Source organism: Sorangium sp. So ce1014 (genome assembly GCF_051521505.1).
In the GTDB taxonomy this organism is placed as follows: Bacteria; Myxococcota_A; Polyangia; order Polyangiales; family Polyangiaceae; genus Sorangium.
On sequence record NZ_CP150356.1, the window covers coordinates 11,596,995 to 11,615,608 of the forward strand.

General features: G+C 74.4%; 10 protein-coding genes. 1 reads left to right on the plus strand and 9 read right to left on the minus strand.

The genetic code is table 11. From position 1 onward, the window contains the following. Positions 1 to 39: 39 nt before the first annotated feature. The 3 genes from nirD to WME75_RS43730 form a co-directional block, all read right to left on the minus strand. Positions 40 to 438: a nitrite reductase small subunit NirD gene (gene nirD, locus WME75_RS43720; protein WP_437483796.1), complete on the minus strand. Its 399-nt coding sequence runs from the start codon at positions 436 to 438 to the stop codon at positions 40 to 42. A 35-nt stretch (positions 439 to 473) separates the two neighbouring features. Continuing rightward, on the minus strand, positions 474 to 3,014 hold the full coding sequence (nirB, locus tag WME75_RS43725; protein ID WP_437483799.1) for a nitrite reductase large subunit NirB: 2,541 nt from the start codon (positions 3,012 to 3,014) through the stop codon (positions 474 to 476). Positions 3,015 to 3,369: 355 nt separating this feature from the next. Then, positions 3,370 to 6,054 (minus strand): ATP-binding protein, encoded by a 2,685-nt coding sequence (locus WME75_RS43730; protein WP_437483802.1) that lies wholly within the window; start codon positions 6,052 to 6,054, stop codon positions 3,370 to 3,372. Positions 6,055 to 6,185: 131 nt separating this feature from the next. On the opposite strand from WME75_RS43730, the gene WME75_RS43735 reads away from it, so the two are divergent. Then, a complete protein-coding gene (locus tag WME75_RS43735; protein ID WP_437483805.1) occupies positions 6,186 to 7,115 on the plus strand; it encodes a ketopantoate reductase family protein in 930 nt (309 codons plus the stop codon). Between the two features lie 159 nt (positions 7,116 to 7,274). Here the strand turns inward: WME75_RS43735 and WME75_RS43740 are convergent, their stop codons facing one another. The 6 genes from WME75_RS43740 to WME75_RS43765 form a co-directional block, all read right to left on the minus strand. After that, complete coding sequence (locus tag WME75_RS43740) at positions 7,275 to 7,742, minus strand: hypothetical protein (RefSeq protein ID WP_437483808.1); 468 nt, start codon at positions 7,740 to 7,742, stop codon at positions 7,275 to 7,277. Between the two features lie 381 nt (positions 7,743 to 8,123). Further along, a complete protein-coding gene (locus WME75_RS43745; protein WP_437483810.1) occupies positions 8,124 to 9,374 on the minus strand; it encodes a hypothetical protein in 1,251 nt (416 codons plus the stop codon). Positions 9,375 to 9,590: 216 nt separating this feature from the next. Continuing rightward, complete coding sequence (locus WME75_RS43750; RefSeq protein WP_437483813.1) at positions 9,591 to 10,268, minus strand: 16S rRNA (guanine(527)-N(7))-methyltransferase RsmG; 678 nt, start codon at positions 10,266 to 10,268, stop codon at positions 9,591 to 9,593. Positions 10,269 to 10,317: 49 nt separating this feature from the next. Continuing rightward, entirely contained in the window at positions 10,318 to 10,935 is a 618-nt protein-coding gene (locus tag WME75_RS43755) for a DUF488 domain-containing protein (RefSeq protein WP_437483815.1), read from the minus strand. A gap of 99 nt (positions 10,936 to 11,034) precedes the next feature. After that, positions 11,035 to 16,440, minus strand: coding sequence for a hypothetical protein (locus WME75_RS43760; RefSeq protein ID WP_437483817.1), 5,406 nt, complete (start codon positions 16,438 to 16,440; stop codon positions 11,035 to 11,037). Next, entirely contained in the window at positions 16,437 to 18,185 is a 1,749-nt protein-coding gene (locus WME75_RS43765) for an ATP-binding protein (RefSeq protein ID WP_437483820.1), read from the minus strand. Before WME75_RS43765 ends, WME75_RS43760 begins: the two co-directional genes overlap by 4 nt. Positions 18,186 to 18,614 lie beyond the last annotated feature (429 nt).

Sequence of the window (18,614 nt, forward strand, 5' to 3'; positions counted from 1 at the left end):
GCGAAGAGAAAAGCGGCGCTGCCTCGCCAGCCCATCGGGTCAGCTCGCCGCGACGTACGGCTCTGCCGGGACCTGGACCTCGACGCGCCCGCCCCGGATCCGGGCGGGATACACGGGGACGCGCACGCCCGGGTCGTCCAGGCACTGGCCGGTGCGCAGGTCGAAGCTCTGCTTGTAGATCGGCGAGGCGATCTTGGGAATGCCCCCCTTGTCCCCGACGATGCCGCGCGAGAGGACGAACGCCTTGCTGAACGGGTCGAAGTTGCTGATGGCGTAGATCTCCTCGCCCTCGCCGACCCGGACCACCGCGACCTGGCGCTTCCCCACGAGCGCGCAGACGCCCGTGTTCGGGATGATGTCCTCGGCCCCGCAAACCTCGACCCAGCCCTGGGTCGTGCCCTCGTTCCGGGGCGCTTCCGACGTGTGCAGCTCGCTCATGACGATCCCTCTCAGAAAAGGCCTGTCGACCCCGGTCAGATCATCTCCTCGACGACGTTCGACTTCTCCTTCCAGGCCGCCGGGCGGTGCTGCGCCCGCTCGCTGACGAAGACGATGCTCCGGTCCGCCTCTCCGGCGTTCACGAACGGGCGGAACTGCTTGAGCTTGTCGGCGTCGGAGACCGCGGCCTTCCACTCGCACTCGTAGGTCGCGATGAGGTGGGCCATCTCCTTCTCGAGCTCCTCGCAGATCCCGAGCGAGTCCTCGATGACGACCTGCTTGAGGTAATCCATGCCGCCCTCGAGGTTGTTGAACCACGTCGCCGTGCGCTGGAGCCGGTCGGCCGTGCGGATGTAGAACATCAGGAACCGATCGAGGTACTTGATGAGCGTCGCCTCGTCGAGATCCGAGGCGAAGAGCTGGGCGTGCTGCGGCTTCATCCCGCCGTTGCCGCAGAGGTAGAGGTTGTAGCCCTTCTCGGTCGCGATGATGCCGAAGTCCTTGCTCTGCGCCTCGGCGCACTCGCGCGCGCAGCCGGACACCGCGGACTTCAGCTTGTGGGGGCTGCGCAGCCCCTTGTAGCGGTTCTCGACCGCGACCGCGAAGCCCACCGAGTCCTGCACGCCGTAGCGGCACCAGGTGCTGCCCACGCACGACTTCACGGTGCGGAGCGCCTTGCCGTAGGCGTGCCCCGACTCGAAGCCGGCGGCGATGAGCTCGCCCCAGATGTCGGGCAGCTGCTCCAGCCGCGCGCCGAACAGGTCCACCCGCTGGCCGCCGGTGATCTTCGAGTACAGGCTGTACTTCTTCGCGACCTGCCCGAGGGCGATGAGCTGATCCGGCGTGATCTCGCCGGCCGGCACGCGCGGGACCACCGAGTAGGTGCCGTCCTTCTGGACGTTGGCCATGAAGCGATCGTTCGTGTCCTGGAGCGGCAGGTGCTTCTTGTTCAGGATGTGCTCGTTCCACGTCGAGGCGAGGATCGAGGCCACCGCCGGCTTGCAGATCTCGCACCCCTTGCCCTTGCCGTGGCGCTCGATCAGGTCGTCAAAGGTCTTGACCGCGTGGATCCGGACGAGGTGATAGAGCTCCTGCCGCGAGTAGTTGAAGTGCTCGCAGAGGTAGTTCGTCACCGCGACGCCCGCCTTCTTGAGCTCCTTCTTCAGGATGTCGGTGATCAGCGTGGTGCACGAGCCGCAGCCCGTGCCGGCCTTCGTGTGCCCCTTGATGCCGGCGACCGTGACGTGCTTGTCGTCGCAGATGGCCGAGCAGATGGCCTTCTTCGTGACGTTCAGGCACGAGCAGATCATGGCGGTGTCGGGCAGCGCCTCGACCCCGAAGCCCGCCGGCTTCGCGCCGTCGCGCGCCGAGACGATGAGGTCCTCGGGGTTCGGCGGCAGCACGATCTTGTTCTGCACGAGCTGGAGCAGCTGCCCGTAGTTCGAGGCGTCGCCGACGAGGATGCCGCCGAGGAGGTGCGTGCCGTCCGCGCTGACGACGAGCTTCTTGTAGACGTTCGACGCCGCGTTCATGAAGCTGACCACGCGCGCGCCGGGCTGCGTCGCGAACGCGTCGCCGAAGCTCGCGACGTCCACGCCCATCAGCTTGAGCTTGGTGCTCATGTCGAAGCCGTTGAAGGTCTCCTTCCCGCCGGTGAGGGCGTCGGCCGCGACCTTGGCCATGTGGTAGCCGGGCGCCACCAGGCCATAGAGCTGGTTGCTGTAACTGGCACACTCGCCGATCGCGTAGATGTCCGGATCCGACGTCTGACAGCGATCGTTGATGACGACGCCGCCGCGGTTGCCGATCGCGAGATCGCACGCCCGGGCGAGCTCGTCCCGCGGGCGGATGCCGGCGGAGAAGACGATCATGTCGGTCGCGAGATCGGTCTGGTCGGCGAAGAGCATCCTCGCCACGCGGCCGTGCTCGGCGACGATCTCGGTGGTCGAGGTGTTCGTGTGCACCTCCACGCCGAGCGACTCGATCTTCTGGCGGAGGATCGCGCCGCCGGCGTCGTCCACCTGGAGGGCCATCAGCCGCGGCGCGAACTCCACGACGTGGACCTGGAGGTTCATGTTCTTGAGCGCGTTGGCCGCCTCCAGCCCGAGCAGGCCGCCGCCGATGACCGTGCCGACCTTCGCGCCCTTCGCGTGGGCCGCCATGGCCTCGAGGTCGTCGATCGTGCGGTACACGAAGCAGCCCTTCGTGTCCTTGCCCTTGATCGGCGGGACGAACGGGTACGAGCCGGTGGCGAGGATGAGCTTGTCGTAATAGACCGTCTTCCCCTTCGCGGAGGTCACGGCCTTCCTGCGCCGGTCGATCGATACGGCCTTGTCGCCCAGGTGGACGTGAATCCCCGCCTCCTCGTAGAGGCCGGGCTTCACCATCGACAGGTCATCCGCCGACTTGCCGCTGAAGAAGGCGGACAGGTTCACCCGGTCATAGGCGAGCCGCGGCTCCTCGCAGAAGGTCGTGATGTTCCATTCGCGCAGGAAGCCACCGAGAACCATGTTCTCGATGAACTTGTGCCCGACCATACCGTTGCCGATGACGAGGAGGTCCTTCTTCTTGCTCATGAAACCCACCTTTGGACCCGGTGAGTCATTCTCACCGTCACTGCCGTACTGCCGTCCGAGCGAGGCGCCCGGCCGCACTCCCGGACCAGAAACTGTCTACTGTGGGCTCTGTTTCACAACTGTTTCGCAGGAATAAATTGTGTGCCCAGCGGCGCGCTCGATCCCGGAAATTCCCTCTGTTTCCTGCGCGTTTCGCGGTCGCGGACGAGCGTAACAAGGCTCCGCGCGAGGGCGATCTGAACAGCGTCAATGAAAGGAAAAGGGCGATTCGCGCGAAACAGGAGGTGACTGTTTCGTGTGTGTGTCGCTCCGCCGGAGCGGAACCATTGCAATTCTGAAATGGCCGGCGGGCCGGTCACCCGCGCGGGGCGGCCTCGGCGACGAGGGCGAGCAGCTGCGGCGTCGCGACCGGCTTCGTGAGGTGGGCGTCGAAGCCTGCCTCGCGCGAGCGGCGGCGGTCCTGGTCCTGCCCGTAGCCGGACACGGCGGCGATGTAGGAGCGGCGGAGCTCGGGCTCGGCGCGCAGGCGCCGGACGACCTCGTAGCCGTCCATCCCGGGCAGGCCGATGTCGAGCAGGACGAGCTCGGGCTTCGACGCGCGCGCGGTCTCGAGCGCCGCCGGGCCGTCGTGCGCCATCGACACCGTGTGGCCGTGGAGCTGGAGGATGCGCCGCAGGCCCTCGGCGGCGTCGACGTTGTCGTCGACGAGGAGGACGCGGAGGGCGCTCGCCCCGGAGCGCGGGAGCTCGGTCGCGGGCGCCTCGGCGCTCTCCGCCGACGCGCCCGCGAGGGGGAGCCAGACGCTGATGGTGGTGCCCTCGCCGGCGCCGGCGCTCACGGCCTCGACGCGCCCGCCGTGCAGCTCCGCCAGCCGCTTGACGAGCGTCAGCCCGACCCCGAGGCCCCCCTGCGAGCGATCCAGCGTGCGCCGCGCCTGCATGAACGGCTCGAAGACGAGCGGCAGGAGCTCGGCGGAGATGCCGACGCCGGTGTCGGTCACCCGGATCCACGCGTCGCCGCCGCTCGTCGTGGAGGAGGAGAGCGAGACGCGTCCGCCCGGGTTCGTGTACTTGATGGCGTTGTTGAGCAGGTTCACGGCGATCTGCTCGAGCCGCACCCGGTCGCCGTGCACGAAGACCCCCGGCTCGACCGACAGGAGGAGCTCGTGCCGGCGCTGCGCGAGGAGCGGACGCACCGAGTCGACCGCGGCCTCGACCACCGAGCCGACGTCGAGCCGCTCCCGCTTCAGCTCGATCTTGCCGCGCGTGATCCGGGAGACGTCGAGCAGATCGTCGACGAGCCGAACGATCGTCTTCACCTGCCGCTCCAGGGTCGTGAGGACCTGGCTGTCGTCGCGGTCGCCGCGCTCGCTCGTGTTCATGCGCAGGAGCTCGAGGCCGGTGGTGATGGGCGCGAGCGGGTTGCGGAGCTCGTGCGAGAGCATCGCGATGAACTCGTCCTTGCGCCGGTCCGCCTCGTGGGCCTCGCGGTACAGCCGGGCGTTCTCGAGGGCGACGCGCCGCTCGCGCTCGATGATGGCGGCGCGCTCCTCGTGCAGGCGGGCGCGCTCGATGGCCTGCGCGCACTGGCGCGACATCGCGACGAGGAACTCCTGCTCTTCGTGATCGAAGGGGCGCGCCTCCGCGAAGCTCAGCCCGAGCACGCCAATCGGCCGCTCCTGGACCCAGAGCGGGAGACAGCAGAGCGAGGCGGTGGCGGCGGCCAGCGCGCCGGCCGCGAAATCCGGGTACCGGGCGGAGCACTCCTTGCGCGAGCGCAGCCAGACGGGGGCGCCGGTCCGCAGGGGGTCGGTGAGCGGCAGGCCGTCGGCGGCGGTCATCTCCCGGAAGCGCTCGACGGCCTCGGGCGCGTAGCCGACCGCCTTGAGGCACTCGAGCGTGTCGCCCGCCGTCACGACGACCGTCCCGGCGTACGCGCCGGCGGCGGCGACGCCCTGGTCGACGACGACCGCCGCCACCGCGTCGCAGGTGAGCGCGTCGGCGAGCGCCGCGGTGATGTGCTGGAGGCCGGCCATGCGCTGGGCGGCGCGCTCGGCGGCCCGGCGCGCCTCCTGCTCGGCCAGGAAGCGCCGCCGCGCCTCGCCCTCGGCGTCGCGGGCCAGGTCGTAGAGGCGCATGCGCTGCAGGGCCACCTGGATGCACTGCGAGAGCTCCTCGGCGAAGGCGAGATCGGCCGCGGTGTAGGTGCGGTCCGACTCGGCGGAGGCGAGCGTGAGCGCCGCGAGGACGTGCTCCTCGCCGCGGATCGGCACGATCACCGCGGAGCGGCAGCCGAGCGCGCGCAGGGCGGCGAGGTGCTCGGCGTCGCGCGCCACGCCGGCGAACACGCTGTCGGGGATGTCGGACAGGAGCCGGCCGGGGCCGCCGTGGAGCACCTCGTGCAGCGGCGTCTCGGGCTCCGGCGAGAGCCGGCCGCGCTGGGCCAGCCTGGAGACGAGCTCTGCCTTGGCCGGGTCCGCGTGCGCGATGACCCGCGCGCGGACGGTGCCGTCCGGATCGAGCGTGTGGACCGAGCAAAAGGCCGCCACCGAGGTGACGGCGAGCTCCGCGACGCGCCGGTAGCTCGTGTCGCGGTCGAGCACCGGATCGAGCAGGGCCGTCGCGTCGGCCAGCAGGCGACGGGCCTCCTCGGCGCGCTTCTGTTCGCTGATGTCCGCGACGAGCGTGAAGAAGCCGCGCACATCGCCGCTCGCGCCGAGGTGGGGAATGTACTGGATGCGGACGTGGCGCCTGCCGCCCTTGCGGTAAACGAGCCGCGACTCGAAATCTTGCGGTTTTCCGCGGAGCACCGCGTCGATGTGCGGCTTCACGACGGCGTACGCGGCGTCGCCGATCACCTCGCGCACCTGCCGGCCGGCGAGCGAGCTGCGATCGTCCTGGAACCAGCGCTCGTAGGCCTGGTTGACGACGCCGTAGCGCTCGTCGCTATCGATATAGGAGATGAGCGCCGGCAGGGCGTCGAGCAAGAGCTGGATCTGCCCGGATTCCAGCGTCGCGCTGGGCTCGGCGCCGGTGTTCATACCGGCGCTGGCTCGAGTCAGGATAGGGGCGTCCGGCCTATGCATCTCGGCTCATGCATATCCGCAAACCGCGCTGGGGGCCACATGTCGGGTGTCGGCGCTCCGGTTCGAGCATGCTATCGTCGCCGCCGATGCGGATCCTCATAGTCGGCGCGGGCGCGGTGGGTGGCTATTTCGGGGCGAGGCTCGCCCTCGCGGGGGAAGACGTCACCTTCGTCGCGCGGGGCGCGCACGCCGAGGCGATGCGGTCGCGCGGGCTCGTCGTCCGCACGCCGTCCGGCGAGCTGCGCACGCCGCCGCTCCGCGTGACCTCGCTCGACGGGGCGCGCGGGCCGTTCGATCTGGCGCTCATCGCCGTGAAGTGGCCGTCTCTCCCCGCCGTGAGCGCGAAGCTGCCCGGGCTGCTCGCCGCGGACGGCCTCGCCGCGCCCCTCCTGAACGGGCTCGACTCGGAGGACGCGGTCGCCCGCGAGGTCGGCGAGTCGCGCGTGATCGCCTCCATCGCGTACATGTCCGCCGGCCTCAGCGGCCCTGGCGAGATCGACACGCTCGCGCCGACGCGCGCCGGCCTCGCGCCGTACCGGCCCGGGCAGGAGGCGCGGGTCGAGGCGATCGCCGCGCTGCTCGAGCGCGCGGGCATCCCGGTCCGCCGGGGGTCGAGCTACCGCGCCATGCTCTGGGAGAAGATGGTCTGGAACGCCCCCTTCAACGCGATCTGCGCGCTCACCGGCCAGCGCGCCGGGGCGGCCTTGGAGCGGATGGAGGACCTCGCCCGGGCGGCGATGCTCGAGGTGATCGCGGTCGCGCGGGCCGAAGGGGCGGAGATCTCGGAGGCGACCGCGGACGCGATGATCGCCCTCACGCGCGCGGAGTTCCCGCTCACCGAGCCGTCGATGCTGCAGGACGTGCGCGCCGGCCGGGCGACAGAGGTCGAGATCCTCCAGGGCGCGGTGGTCGAGCGCGGGCGCCGGGCCGGCGTCGACACCCCGGTGCTGCGCACGCTTGCGGCCCTCGTTCGCGGCCTGTCGCCCCGGGCGAGCGCGCTGTCTGGCGCCGGGTAGGCCCCGGGCGCGCGGCGGGCTCGGGCGGTGGCCTGACTTGAACATGAAGGCGGGGAGGCGGGAAGAAGAGATCAAGGATCTTCCCGCCTTCCCGCCTTCATGGGAGTCAGTCTGGGGCAAATCAGGCCACCCTCCGGGCTCGCGACGTCGCATATCGGCTCAGAACACGGTCCTGGCGGCGATCCCCTTGCCCATGGGGAAGATCTGCACGGTCCCGACCTCGGTCACCGTGCGCTTCGCCGGGAAGATGAAGCCGCTCAGGATCTGCAGCGCGCCGATGGCCTGGCCGAGCCCGTTGGCCACGAGCAGCACCTTGTGGGTCGACTCGGCGTTGCACTCCCGCTCGCCGCGGCACTTGTCGCGGGCGCCGAGGTCGATCCAGGGCCCCGCGATGGGCACCCAGAGCGCGCGGTCCGCGGGGTTGTCGCTGAACGTCGCCACGACGGTCGAGATCCCGTAGGTGGTGCCGAGCACGGCGACGCCGCTCCAGATGAGCCCGCGGTTCGGCACCGAATCGGTGATGGTGACCGTGTCGCGCGTCCTTTCCTGAGCGTGCGCGGTCGCGGTGAGACCCATCGTCGCGGCCGCCACGACGGCGGCCGAGGTGAAGAGAGCGAGCTTGTTCATGCGGTCCTCCTGCCCGCACGGGCGTCTGAGCAAAGGGGGTGCCGGTGCGGCGAGCGTCGAGCCGCGGCCCTCGGCGCGTGACCCGCGCGCCGCGCCGGCTGGCTCGTGTGGCGATCTGCCCCGCGTGGGACGGTGCGCCTCGTGGTGCTTGCGCAGAGAGACGCAATCCAAGCGGGGAGGCGGGAACGGTCGCGGGCAGTCCTCCGCGTCTTCCCGTCTCCTGTTCGAACCCGGCGCTCAACCTTGAATGTGCAGAGAGGGGGACGCGACGAGAGGAGGGGAGTTCGAGGAGCTGGAAAAAGCGTGTGGACCGGAGGGCCTCATCCGCGCTGTACGCAGCGCTCGATGGAAGGAGAGGCCCGGGTCCGGGTGACTTGGCGATCAGCCGCCGCTGGCGCCGCCCGTGCCGCCCGCGCCGCCTGCGGCGCCGGTGCCGCCCGTGCCGCCCGCGCCGCCTGCGGCGCCGGTGCCGCCCGCGCCGCCGGTGCCGCCTGCGCCGCCCGTGCCGCCTGCGCCGCCCGTGCCGCCCGTGCCGCCTGCGCCGCCCGTGCCGCCTGCGCCGCCCGTGCCGGCAGCTCCACCACCGCCGTCACCGCCGCCGGCGCCACCAGCGCCGCCAGCGCCGCCAGCGCCCGTGCCGGCGTCGTCCAGCGGGAAGGCCGGATCGAGGCAGAAGAGGCCGTCCGGCGTCTCGCTGCAGACAGACCCATCCTCGCACTCAGCCCCGACTTCCTCGCACTTGGGCGGCCCGTAGGTGCAGAAGCCCATGACATCCGCGGCCGTGCCCAGGTTCTCGCAGGAGAAGTGCGGCAGGAAGCAGCCGCTGTGGCTCGTGCACGCATTGACGCAGAGCCCGATGTCGCCCGGACCGGAGTCCTGCATGAGCGGGTAAGCGCAGAGGCCCTCCTGCAGACCTCCGCAGTCGAGGTCGGGATCTCCATTGAGCCCGCAGAGCTCGGCGCACATGGAGACTTCCTCGGTGATGCCGACGCACCACCCCGCGCAGGGATCCTCGCCGGCCGCGCTCACCTTGCACGGGGTGCCGTTGGCCTGCCCCGTCGTCGGCTCGTCGACGCAGACGCTCGACCGGGGATCGCACACGCGATCGCTGCACTGGGCGTCCGTGCCGCAGCCCGGCAAGCAGACCATCGCCCCGTCGAACGTCTCACAGCGCAGCTCCTCGCGCCCCTGGCACTTGTCCGGATCGACGCTCGCGTCGCCGTCCACGAACGAGGGAACCCCCGGCACGCAGCCGAGCAGGCACATGCCGCCGGTGCACGCGCTGTCCTCCCCTTCGCAATCGTCGTCTCCGCCGCACTCCTTCGTGCAGTACCCGCCCGCAGGGCCGCCGCCGAAAAAGTCGGTGGCCGACTCCAGAAAGCAAATGCCGTCCGGGCCGCAGTCAGCGTCCGCTTCGCACGCGGCGCCGAGATACTTCGCGAGCTGCGAGCCGCCGGTGCTGGTGCTCGCGACGCTGGAGCCGGGGCCCGTGATCGAGGCCGTGGTCGAGGCCGAGCTCGAGGCCCCGCTCCCGCCAGCGCCATCGTCCGGATCGTCAGAGCCACAACCGATGAATCCTGCCGAGGTGGCGACCGCGGTGAGCAAAACCGCCGAAATGCGTTGGATTTTCATGCCTGTCTCCGGAGCCAAGAGGCGCTGCCCACGTCGGGCGCCTGCGTGTGGTTTCCGGACAGTAACGGAATCGGTGCTGATTCGCCATACCGGACGAGCCGAGTGAGCCTCGACGCCGCGCCTCCGTGAAAACGGATAATTCTCCGTGGAGGAGCTTTTCTCAGGATTTCAGTCGAGGGACTGGCGGTCTGGCTCAGGCGATACCCGACCAGGGGATCAGGGGAGCATCGTGGTTTCTGGCACATACCGCACTGCTCTCCGATCGGCGCCGGTGAGCGGCCAGCGATACCGGAGATCGATCGCGGGCGTCCAGCCGGCGTGCGCCGGCGGCTCGTCGCGGGCGAGCAGGACCCAGATCTCGCGCCGATCCGCCGGCTCCTGCGCGGTGAGCGCCGCGCCGAGGGGCAGCCACGCGTCCGGCGCGAGCGTCGCGCGGGAGATCGCCACCTCGAACGACCTCCCGGCCCGCACGAGGTCCTCGCCGCGCGCGCGCTCGACCCGGGGCGGCTTCTTGAGCTCGCCTTCCTGGACCAGCGTGCCTATCGCCGTCCGCAGGAACGCGACGCGCTTCTGCAGGGGCTCGACGAGGGTCACCTCCAGATCCGGCCGCAGCAGCGCGAGCGGCAGGCCGGGCGCGCCGGCGCCCGTGCCGACGTCGACGACGCGCCGCCCCTCGGGGACGTGCTCCGAGAGGAACCGCGCGTCCGCGAGCATGAGGTCGGCGAGCTCGTCGGCGCTCCGCGCTGCCGTCAGATCGACCTTCGCGTTCCACCCCTGGACGAGCTCGAGCCAGCGCGCGAGCGCCTCGCCGGCGCGGGCAGGGAGGCTCGGCTCGCGGCCGGCGAGCACGGTGGCGATCTTCTCCGTCATCCGCGGCGCGGCGCCCAGGGTCATGGCCGCAGTGGAGCACAAGACCCGGGGCGGGTGCACCCGGCGGCGCGGTTCACCGCGCGCGGCGTGGGCGCGGGCGCGCGGGCTCGTCCGGCCCGGACGCGCGCTCCGCGCCGGCGCCGCCGAGCGGCAGCGCGCGCTGGGCGCCGACGTCGTAGATCAGGTGGCCGGCGCCGTCGATCCGCGCCGCGGGGTTCAGCGTGTGCGGGGCCCGCGCGCCGGGGCCGAGCAGGTGGACGACCGCGAGCCCGCGCGCGACGAGGGCGTCGGCGATGAGGCGGCGGTGGCAACGCCACCAGAGCGTCTCGGCGCACAGGAGGGCCATGCGCCGTCCGGCCCGGGCTTCCGCCTCCACCTCGGAGAGCGCGCGCTGGAACGCGGCGGTCTCCATGTGGTCGGCGTAGGCCCGGAAGCTCGCGTTCTCCCAGGCCACGTGGGGCGAGCCGTCCCGCCCGGTTCGCCGGCCGCCCAGGGTGTCGCCGCGGAAGACGTAGGTCACCCCGAGCGGGGGCAGCGCCTCGGCGAGCGCGGCGCGGCCGAGGTGCGGCGACCGGCTGGAGCCCGGGAACCTCCGGACGTCGACAAGCGTGTCGGCCGGCCCCTCGCCGAGCAGCTCGACGAGCTCTTCCACGCTGCGGGTGCCGTGGCCGGCGGTGAAGACGGTGTCCACGGGGAGAGCTTTGGGGCCCGGCGGCGCGCGGGCAACGTGCGGCGGGAGGCGCTCGCCGGGTTTCCTTCCTGGCGGAGGCGCGACGCCGGCCGGCGCGCGCTACCTCATCGAGCGCAGCAGGTGGTCGAGCGCCCGGCGCTCCTCCGCGTCGGTGACCGACTTCAGGGCGCGGTTCACCTCGCCGACGGCGGCCGCCGCCAGCAGCGCGACGGCCGCGGGATCGGGCGCGCCGCGCGCGCGCAGCCACGCGAGCGCTTCGTGCTCGGTGTTGATGACGATGTGGCTCCGGCTGGCCTCGTAGCGGACCGGCCTCCCCGAGCGGCTCTCGACGACGGCGCGGACCGGGGAGCCCTCGAGGCCCATCCTGGCGATGGCCTCGCGGAGCGCCGCGGCGAGCGGGCCCTCGGCCGTCGCGCCCGGCCGCTCGGGCCCGGCGCCGAGCCGCGCCGCCGCCTCGCCGCCGATCAGGCCGCGCACGCTGCGCCACAGCGCGCCGACCCAGGCGCGTGCGCCGCTCGCGTCGGGCGCGCCCGCGGGGGCCTGGGCGCCGGACGCGCCCGCGGGCGCCTCGTCGCCGGTCGCGCCCGCGACAGCCCGCACACCGGCGGCGCCCGCGGGCGCCTCGTCGCCGGTCGCGCCCGCCGGCGCCTCGTCGCCGGCGGCCCCGGAGGCGCCCCCGCCCGCCGTCGCGGCGCCCCCGACCGCCGTCGCGGCGCCCCCGCCCGCCGTCGCGACGGCGCCGGCCGGGGCCGGCGGCGCCGCGGGCGCGCCGAGCTCGCGCAGCGCGCCGGGGGCGGCCCGGTGGCGCAGCACCTCGACGAGCGGCGAGCCGTCGTCGAGCAGCACGAACGCCGGCGTCCCCTCGGGGAAATCGCCGTCCGCGCTCCCGCGGCGATCGGTGATCCACAGACAGCCGCTCGCCGCGAGCTCCGCGCGGACCGCCGCCGGGCCGGCGATCTCCCCGCCGGCGGTCCGCGCGGCGAGCCTGCCGCCGGAGAGGCGGCCGAGCAGGTGCAGGTTCCACAGGTACGGCGCGGCGGCCGTCTCGTCCGAGAGCTCGGCCGCCATGGAGGCCGCCGCCTCCATGGCGAGCTCCGCGACGGCCTCCCAGCGCTCCTCCTCCAGCGGCCACACGAGGAGCATCCCCTCGACCGGCGCGAGCCCGACGACGCCGCCGGCGCCCGCCTCGGCGAGCAGCGCGCGCGGCGTGAAGCCGGCGCGCGCGGCGCCGCCGCCGCCCTCGAGGATCGCCGCGGAGGGCGCGCCGACGAGCACCCGCGGCGCGCGGGGCCACCGCGCGGGCAGCCAGAGCGCGCCGGTCACGAGCAGCGGCCGGGGCCGGGCGACGGCGGCGTCGATCCACCGCGTCGCGAGCGCGTCCTCGGGCGGCGCGAGCCGGCCGCGCAGCCACCGCGCGGTCGCGTCGCGCACCGCCTGCCGGAGCCTCGCCGCGTCCGCGCCCGTCCGGAGCCCGTCGAAGGCGCGGTTCGGCTCGAGCGCGTCGTCGTTGGCGGCCGCGCACAGGGGCCACCCGACGCCGGCGCCGATCGCGCAGAGCGGCCGGCGCCCGACGTGCACCGCGATGCCGGCCGCGCCGGCGTGCTCCGGGGCGAGCAGGCCGATCTCGCCGTGCGCGGTCTGCGCGCCCTCCTGCTGGGCGAAGGGGAAGGTGGCGAAGCACGCCGCGCGCGCGGCCGCGTCGAGGCCGATCACGGCGAGCGGCGGCGCCGCGAGGCGCTCCTCGGTCGCGCGATCGCGCGCGACGGTGTCGGTGATGTCCTTGACGAGCACGGCCGTCGCGAGCTGCAGCCGCTCGGGCCTGCTCAGCGCGAGGACCGGCCGCTCGTAGCGCTGCGTCGGGTAGGGCGGCGGCGTCGAGGTGCACAGCCACTCGGCGCCCGGATCGCGCCGGAGGTCGTCGAGCGACCGGTGGGTCCCCTCGATGTCGGGGAAGAGCGGCGCGCCCGCGGCGCCCGCGACGACGCGCTTGCCCTGGGCGAGCGTCCGCAGGAGCGCGCGGCGCGTGTGGCTCCGGGCGAACGGCGGCAGCTCGTCGAAGCGGGGCGCGAGCGAGATCAGGTGGCGGCCCGCGCCCTTCGCGAGGCGCGTCAGCAGCGCGCGCACCTCGTCCCGCGGCGGGTCCGCCGCCCCGGCGCGCGCGAGGATCCGCAGCGGGATCGGCAGCTCCACGTCGACGCGCCGCTCGGCGCCGTCGGGGCCGAGGAAGCGCGCGTCCGACTCCGGCCCCTCGATGATCTCGAGCTCGCCCTCGAGATCCCGCACGCCGAGCGCGGCGAGGCTCACCCGCAGGCTCGGGTGCGGCGGCGCGCCCGGCAGCGAAAGCGGTGCGCGCGACGGGCCCGCGGCGTCGCCGCGCGCCCGGTGCTCCTGCTGCGTCCTCTCGGCGCGCTTGAGGCGGTTCTGCTCGATGGAGGCGCGGAGCCGCCGCGCCGGCACCGCGCCGTGCGCCGGGAGGACGCGGCCGCCGGCCCACCGCAGGAGCGCCGCCCGCTCGCGCGGCTCGCGGACGACGAGGGGGTGCCAGGCGAGCGTCTCGAAGCCGGGCGCCTCGTCGAGCACCGGGATCGGCGCCGGCGCCGGGTGCGTCCTGTCGAGGGTCTCGAGCGAGCACGCGACCTCCCGGCCGCGCGGATCGAGCATCACGAGCAGCGGCAGGCGCCGGATGCGCGCCGCGAGCTCGCCGAGGGCCGCCTCGACGGGCGCGCTCCGGGTGCTCTCCGCGAGCGCCCGCGCGCTCTCGAGGAGGTAGGCGATCAGGCGGGCGTCCGGTCGGCCGTGGTGGCGGAGCGGGTCGCCCCGCAGGCCGAGCCGCGCGCGCGCCGCCGCGTCGCCCTCCAGCGCGGCCACGAGCGCCTCGCAGAGCGCGCGCTCGACCGCGTGGACGGCGGCGTCGTTGCGCGGCGACAGGAGGCTATTCCACGCCCTGCCCGGCACCGCCGCGTCGTCGTCGATCGCGACGGCGGCGGGGCCGAGGAGCGGCGCGGCCTTCAGGGTGGCGAGCGGCTGCGACGCGTGGTGCCACGCCTCGACCATCGCGTCGCCGGGCGTGGCGAGGGCGAGGAAGCCGGGGCCGGCGACGGCGAGGACCGGCGCGCCGGCGGCGCCTCTCGGCGCGACCTTCTCCAGCGACGCCGCGAGCGCGCGTCGCCGCGCAGGGCCCCGCGCCGCGAGCTCGTCCTCGCCGAGGAGCCCCGGCGCGTAGGGGACGAGCTCGCACCCCGGGAGCGCGGCGGCGAGCCAGTCGAGCTCGCGCTGCGAGGCGGCGAGCACGGGCCGCCGGTCGGCCGCGCGCCCCCGCGCCTCGGGCGGCGCGGTGCAGAGGCCGCCCGCCGCCCGGGCGAGCGAGGCGAGGCCTTTCAGGCTCAGGAACCGGCCTGCCCCGAGCGTGGGCCAGAGCCGCGCCTCCACGAGGCCGCCGAAGCGCGACGGCGCGAGGTCGTCCACGCCGCGCCCGTCGCGCCGCCCGGCGCTGCCCCGGCGCCCCTGTCTGCGGTCGGGCGCGCCGAGGCGCTGCGGAGCGCAGAACATCGTGCCGATCGCGGCGCGCAGCGGGCCCCTCAGGCGGGCGAGCTCGCTCTCGGGCGGCGGCGCGCCCCGGTGCGCGGCCCTCGGACCGAAGCGCCGCCGCGCCTCGGCGTTGGCCGCGGCGAGCGCGACCCCCAGGGCGTGGCGGACCGCGCGCCAGAAGCGCGCGTCGCGCTCGACGCCGTCGTACGCGAACCGCGGCCGCACGTGCCTGTCCCACGCGAGCGCGATCTCGACCGGCAGCGGGACGGCGGCCGGATCGAGCTCCACGGTCTCGAGGTGCCGCCCGTCCACGAACACCCGGACCTCGGCGCCTCTCCTCGGCTCGCCGTCGTCGGCGAAGACGGCGAGCTCGCCGCGCAGGCCGGCGAGCGTCCCCTCGTCCACGTGGAAGGCGGCGTGGAGCGCGTGCTCGGGGGCGGGCGGCACCACGGGCTCGCCGGTCGCGTGCAGGAGGAAGGCCCTGCGGCGCCCTGCGCCGAGCTTCGCCTGCTCGAGCATCGCCTCGGCGTCGGCGAGCGGGAGCCCGGCGAGCGCGCGCTCGACGACCCCCCCGCGGCTCCAGATCACGTCGTGGGCCCAGGGGGAGAGCTCCTCCGGGAGCCTCGCGTCGCCGCGATGGAGGAAGAGGGGCGACGCGTCGCGCGCGTCGAGCGACGCGAGCGACACCGGCCGTCCGTGCCCGTCGCGGAGCAGCGGCAGCTCGCGCGCGGCCTGCGCCTCGGGGGGCAGCCTGGCGCCTGCGCGCGCCGCGCCGGTCGCGACGCACGCGAAGGCCGCGAGCGCGTCCTCGAGCCGGCCGCGGTCCTCGTCGACGACGAGCACGCCCTCCGGGATCGCGCCCTCGCCGCGGAGCAGGGCGGTCAGCGCCTCGAGCGCGTCGAGCAGCGCGCCGGCGGCCGCCTCGCGGAGCCGCGCGCGGAGGGGCGCGTCCTCGCGCAGCGCCGAGCGCGACGCGTTGGTGGGCAGCTCGTCCGCGTCGACGACGAGGCGGACCGGGAGCTCGACGCCCTGGTAGGGCGCCGAGGGGAACCGCGGCTCGAAGCTCCAGCGCTCGCGGACGAGCTGCACGCCGTGCTCGAGGTAGTCGACGGCGGGGAGGCCGGAGAGAGGGGGAGAGAAGGGCGCGGGGAGGGGCGCAGGGAGGGGCACGGAGAGGGGCACGGAGAGGGGCACGGAGAGGGGCATCGACAGAGGCGCAGAGAGGGCCGGCCCGCCTGCGGGATCGCGGGGCGCGACGATCTCCAGCGCCGCGCGGCGCGCGCCGTGCACGTGGAAGGGCACGCGCAGGAGCACCGCGTGCTTGCCGCCCGGGGGTGCGCGGCGGAGCGGCTCGCCGGCGACGGCGATCGGGATCGAGAAATCGCCGGTGGCTGCCGCCAGGTGGGCCAGCTCTGGCGGGGTGTCGCCGGTGATGGCCCGGCGCAGCACCGACCAGCCGAGCCGCCGCCGCACCTCGACGCGCAGGCCGGCCGCGGGCATCCCGGGCGGCCTCGGCACCTCGTCGCAGGCGGGGGCGGCGGTCGGCGCGAGGGTGCCTTCGGGCGCCTCGAGCAGGGCGGGTGTGAAGCGCACGCGCGTGCAGGTCGCCTCGGCTCTCTCGCCGGACGGCCCGCGGCCGGTCGTGAGCAGGTCGACGCGGGCCGGGCGCAGCCCGAGCGCCGCGTTCACGCCGAGCGCGAGCAGCCGGAGGCGCCGGGACGGGGCGTCGGGCGCGGCGTTGAGCACGTGGTCGAGGAGGCGCGCCAGGACGGGCGCGTCGGGCGGCGCTCCGTCGAAGGTCAGGACGACGTCGTCGGCGTCGTACTGGAGGTCGATCTGCGTCGCGCCGCCGGCCGCGGCGGCCCGGACGAGCTCGAGCAGGTAGAGGTCGAGGTCGACGAGCAGGTGTTCCCTGAGCTTCTGGACGGCGCGGCGGGCGTCGACGCGGATCGCGCCGCGGGCGACGACCCGGCTCATCTCGGGAGCCCCCGTGGCGCGCCTGCGACGGGCGGCGGGTTCGCTGCGAGGTCGAGGAGCCGGTCGCTGTCCTCGGGATCGAGCGGCCCCTTGGCCTCGACGAGCAGCGCGCGGGCGAGCAGGTTGCCGGCGGTCACGGGGTCGACGGCGGCGCGCCTGCGGGCGAGCGCCACGGTGTCGCTGGCGACGTTGAGGTAGAGGGCGTGCCGTGGCCCGAAGCGCGCTGCGCGCCGCACGACGTCGCGCGCGGCGTGGCAGCTCGGCTCGGGCGCGCCGCGCTCGTTGCCTGCGGGCAGGAGGATCCCGCCGCGCTCGCGGAGGGCGCCCTCGATCCGGCAGAGGCTCACCCGGGCGACCCCGTGCCGGGCGCGGGCGAGCGCGTCGGCGACCACCTGGAGCAGCGGCGCGTCGGCCGCGCGGGCGCTCTCCGGCTCCTCGCGCACGCGCAGGTAGGCCGCGCGCGCCTCCTCGATGCGCGCCATCGGGAAGCACCGCTTGAGCAGCGCGACGGTGGCGGGGTGGTTGCACAGCACGACGGGCAGGCCGTCCTGGGCCATGGCCTCGGTCAGCGCGCCGGGCCGCTCGGCGACGAGCAGCGGCTCGCGCCCTCGCGCGAGCGCCCGCAGGCCGGCGCGTATGCGGTCGCCCGCGACGGCGCTCGCGAGCGGGAACGGGATCTCGTCCGGATCGAGCGCGGTCGGCGGCGACAGCGCCGCCTCGAGCATCGCCGCGTACGCGGCGGCGGCGCCTTCGCCGTCGGCGGCGCCTGCTGCGGCCTGCGGCAGGCGCGCGGCGAGCTCGCGCCGGAGCGGCCCTTTGACGAGCTCGCGCACGCGGGCGAGCGCTTCCCAGAAGGCGTCCTCGCGGCGCACGTTGTCGCGGCTCAGGGTGTGCTGGAGGTGCGGGCTCATCACCTTGAACCGCACGCCCGAGAGCCCGCTGAAGAGCTCGTCTGTGGTCTCGAACAGGGTGAGGCCGCGGTTGTAGAAGCCGGCGAAGCTCTGGCCGTGCTCCGCGGCGGGCGCGCCGCCTCTCGGCTGTGCGAGGTGCTGAGCGCCGGCGGAGGGGCCGACGACGAACGTCGTCTCCTCCTCGACGGCGGTCACGGAGACGGGCGCTGCGACGGACAGCGGGGTATCGATGCGCTCGACGCTCTCGCGTGCGTTGCCTTCGTGGTCGGCGATGCTGAGGGCGATCTCGCACCTGGCGTGGCGGCACCAGCGGCGGAGCGCTGCCTGGGCGCGGCGAGCGTGTTCTACGAACGCTTCCCGGCTGAGCCGCTGGATGAGGGTCACCCGGGTGCCGCTGCCCTGGCGCGGGCCGGCGTCCTCGAGCTCGTAGCTCGTGTCGCTGCGCAGCCGGAGGCGCCATGCCTGTCCGTCGCGCCACGTCTCCACGTCGACCTTTTCCGGCTGGATGGCGAGGACCGAGACGAAGCCGACGCCGTATTTGCCGATCTTGCTGGGGTCGCCTTCCTTGGACGAGCTGAAGAGGGTGAGCAGCGGTCCCTCGATGTCCTCGCGGCTCATGCCGCACCCGTCGTCGGCGACCGAGGTGGCGCACGCGTCGGGCAGCGTCTCGATGCGCACGGCGATCTTCCGCGCGCCGGCGTCCATGCCGTTCTGCACGAGCTCGCGGAGGAAGGCGTACGGGTCGGCGAACTGCTGCACCATGTCCGCCACGGGGCCTGGGGGCGGCGCCTGGGGCGCGGTGCCGGGGGCGCCGAAGGATCGGTACGGGTCCATGCGCGCCTGCGAGGCTATCACAGGGGGGAGGTGGGCCTCCGGGGCTGCTCGACGCAACCACCGCGCCTCGCCGGCGGGGCATCAGGGCTGATCGAGGCAACCACCACGCCTCGCCGGCGGGGCATCAGGGCTGATCGAGGCAACCACCACGCCTCGCCGGCGGGGCATCAGGGCTGATCGAGGCAACCACCACGCCTCGCCGGCGGGGCATCAGGGCTGATCGAGGCAACCACCGCGCCTCGCCGGCGGGGCATCAGGGCTGATCGAGGCAACCACCACGCCTCGCCGGCGGGGCTCCGGCATGCTCCTCGCTACATGCTCGTCTCGCCGCCGAGGCGCCAGGAGGCTCGCCGCGACCCGTTCGTCTCGCCGCCGGGGCACGAGGGAGGCTCGCCGCCACCTCCTCGCCTCGCCGGTGGGGCTCCGGCA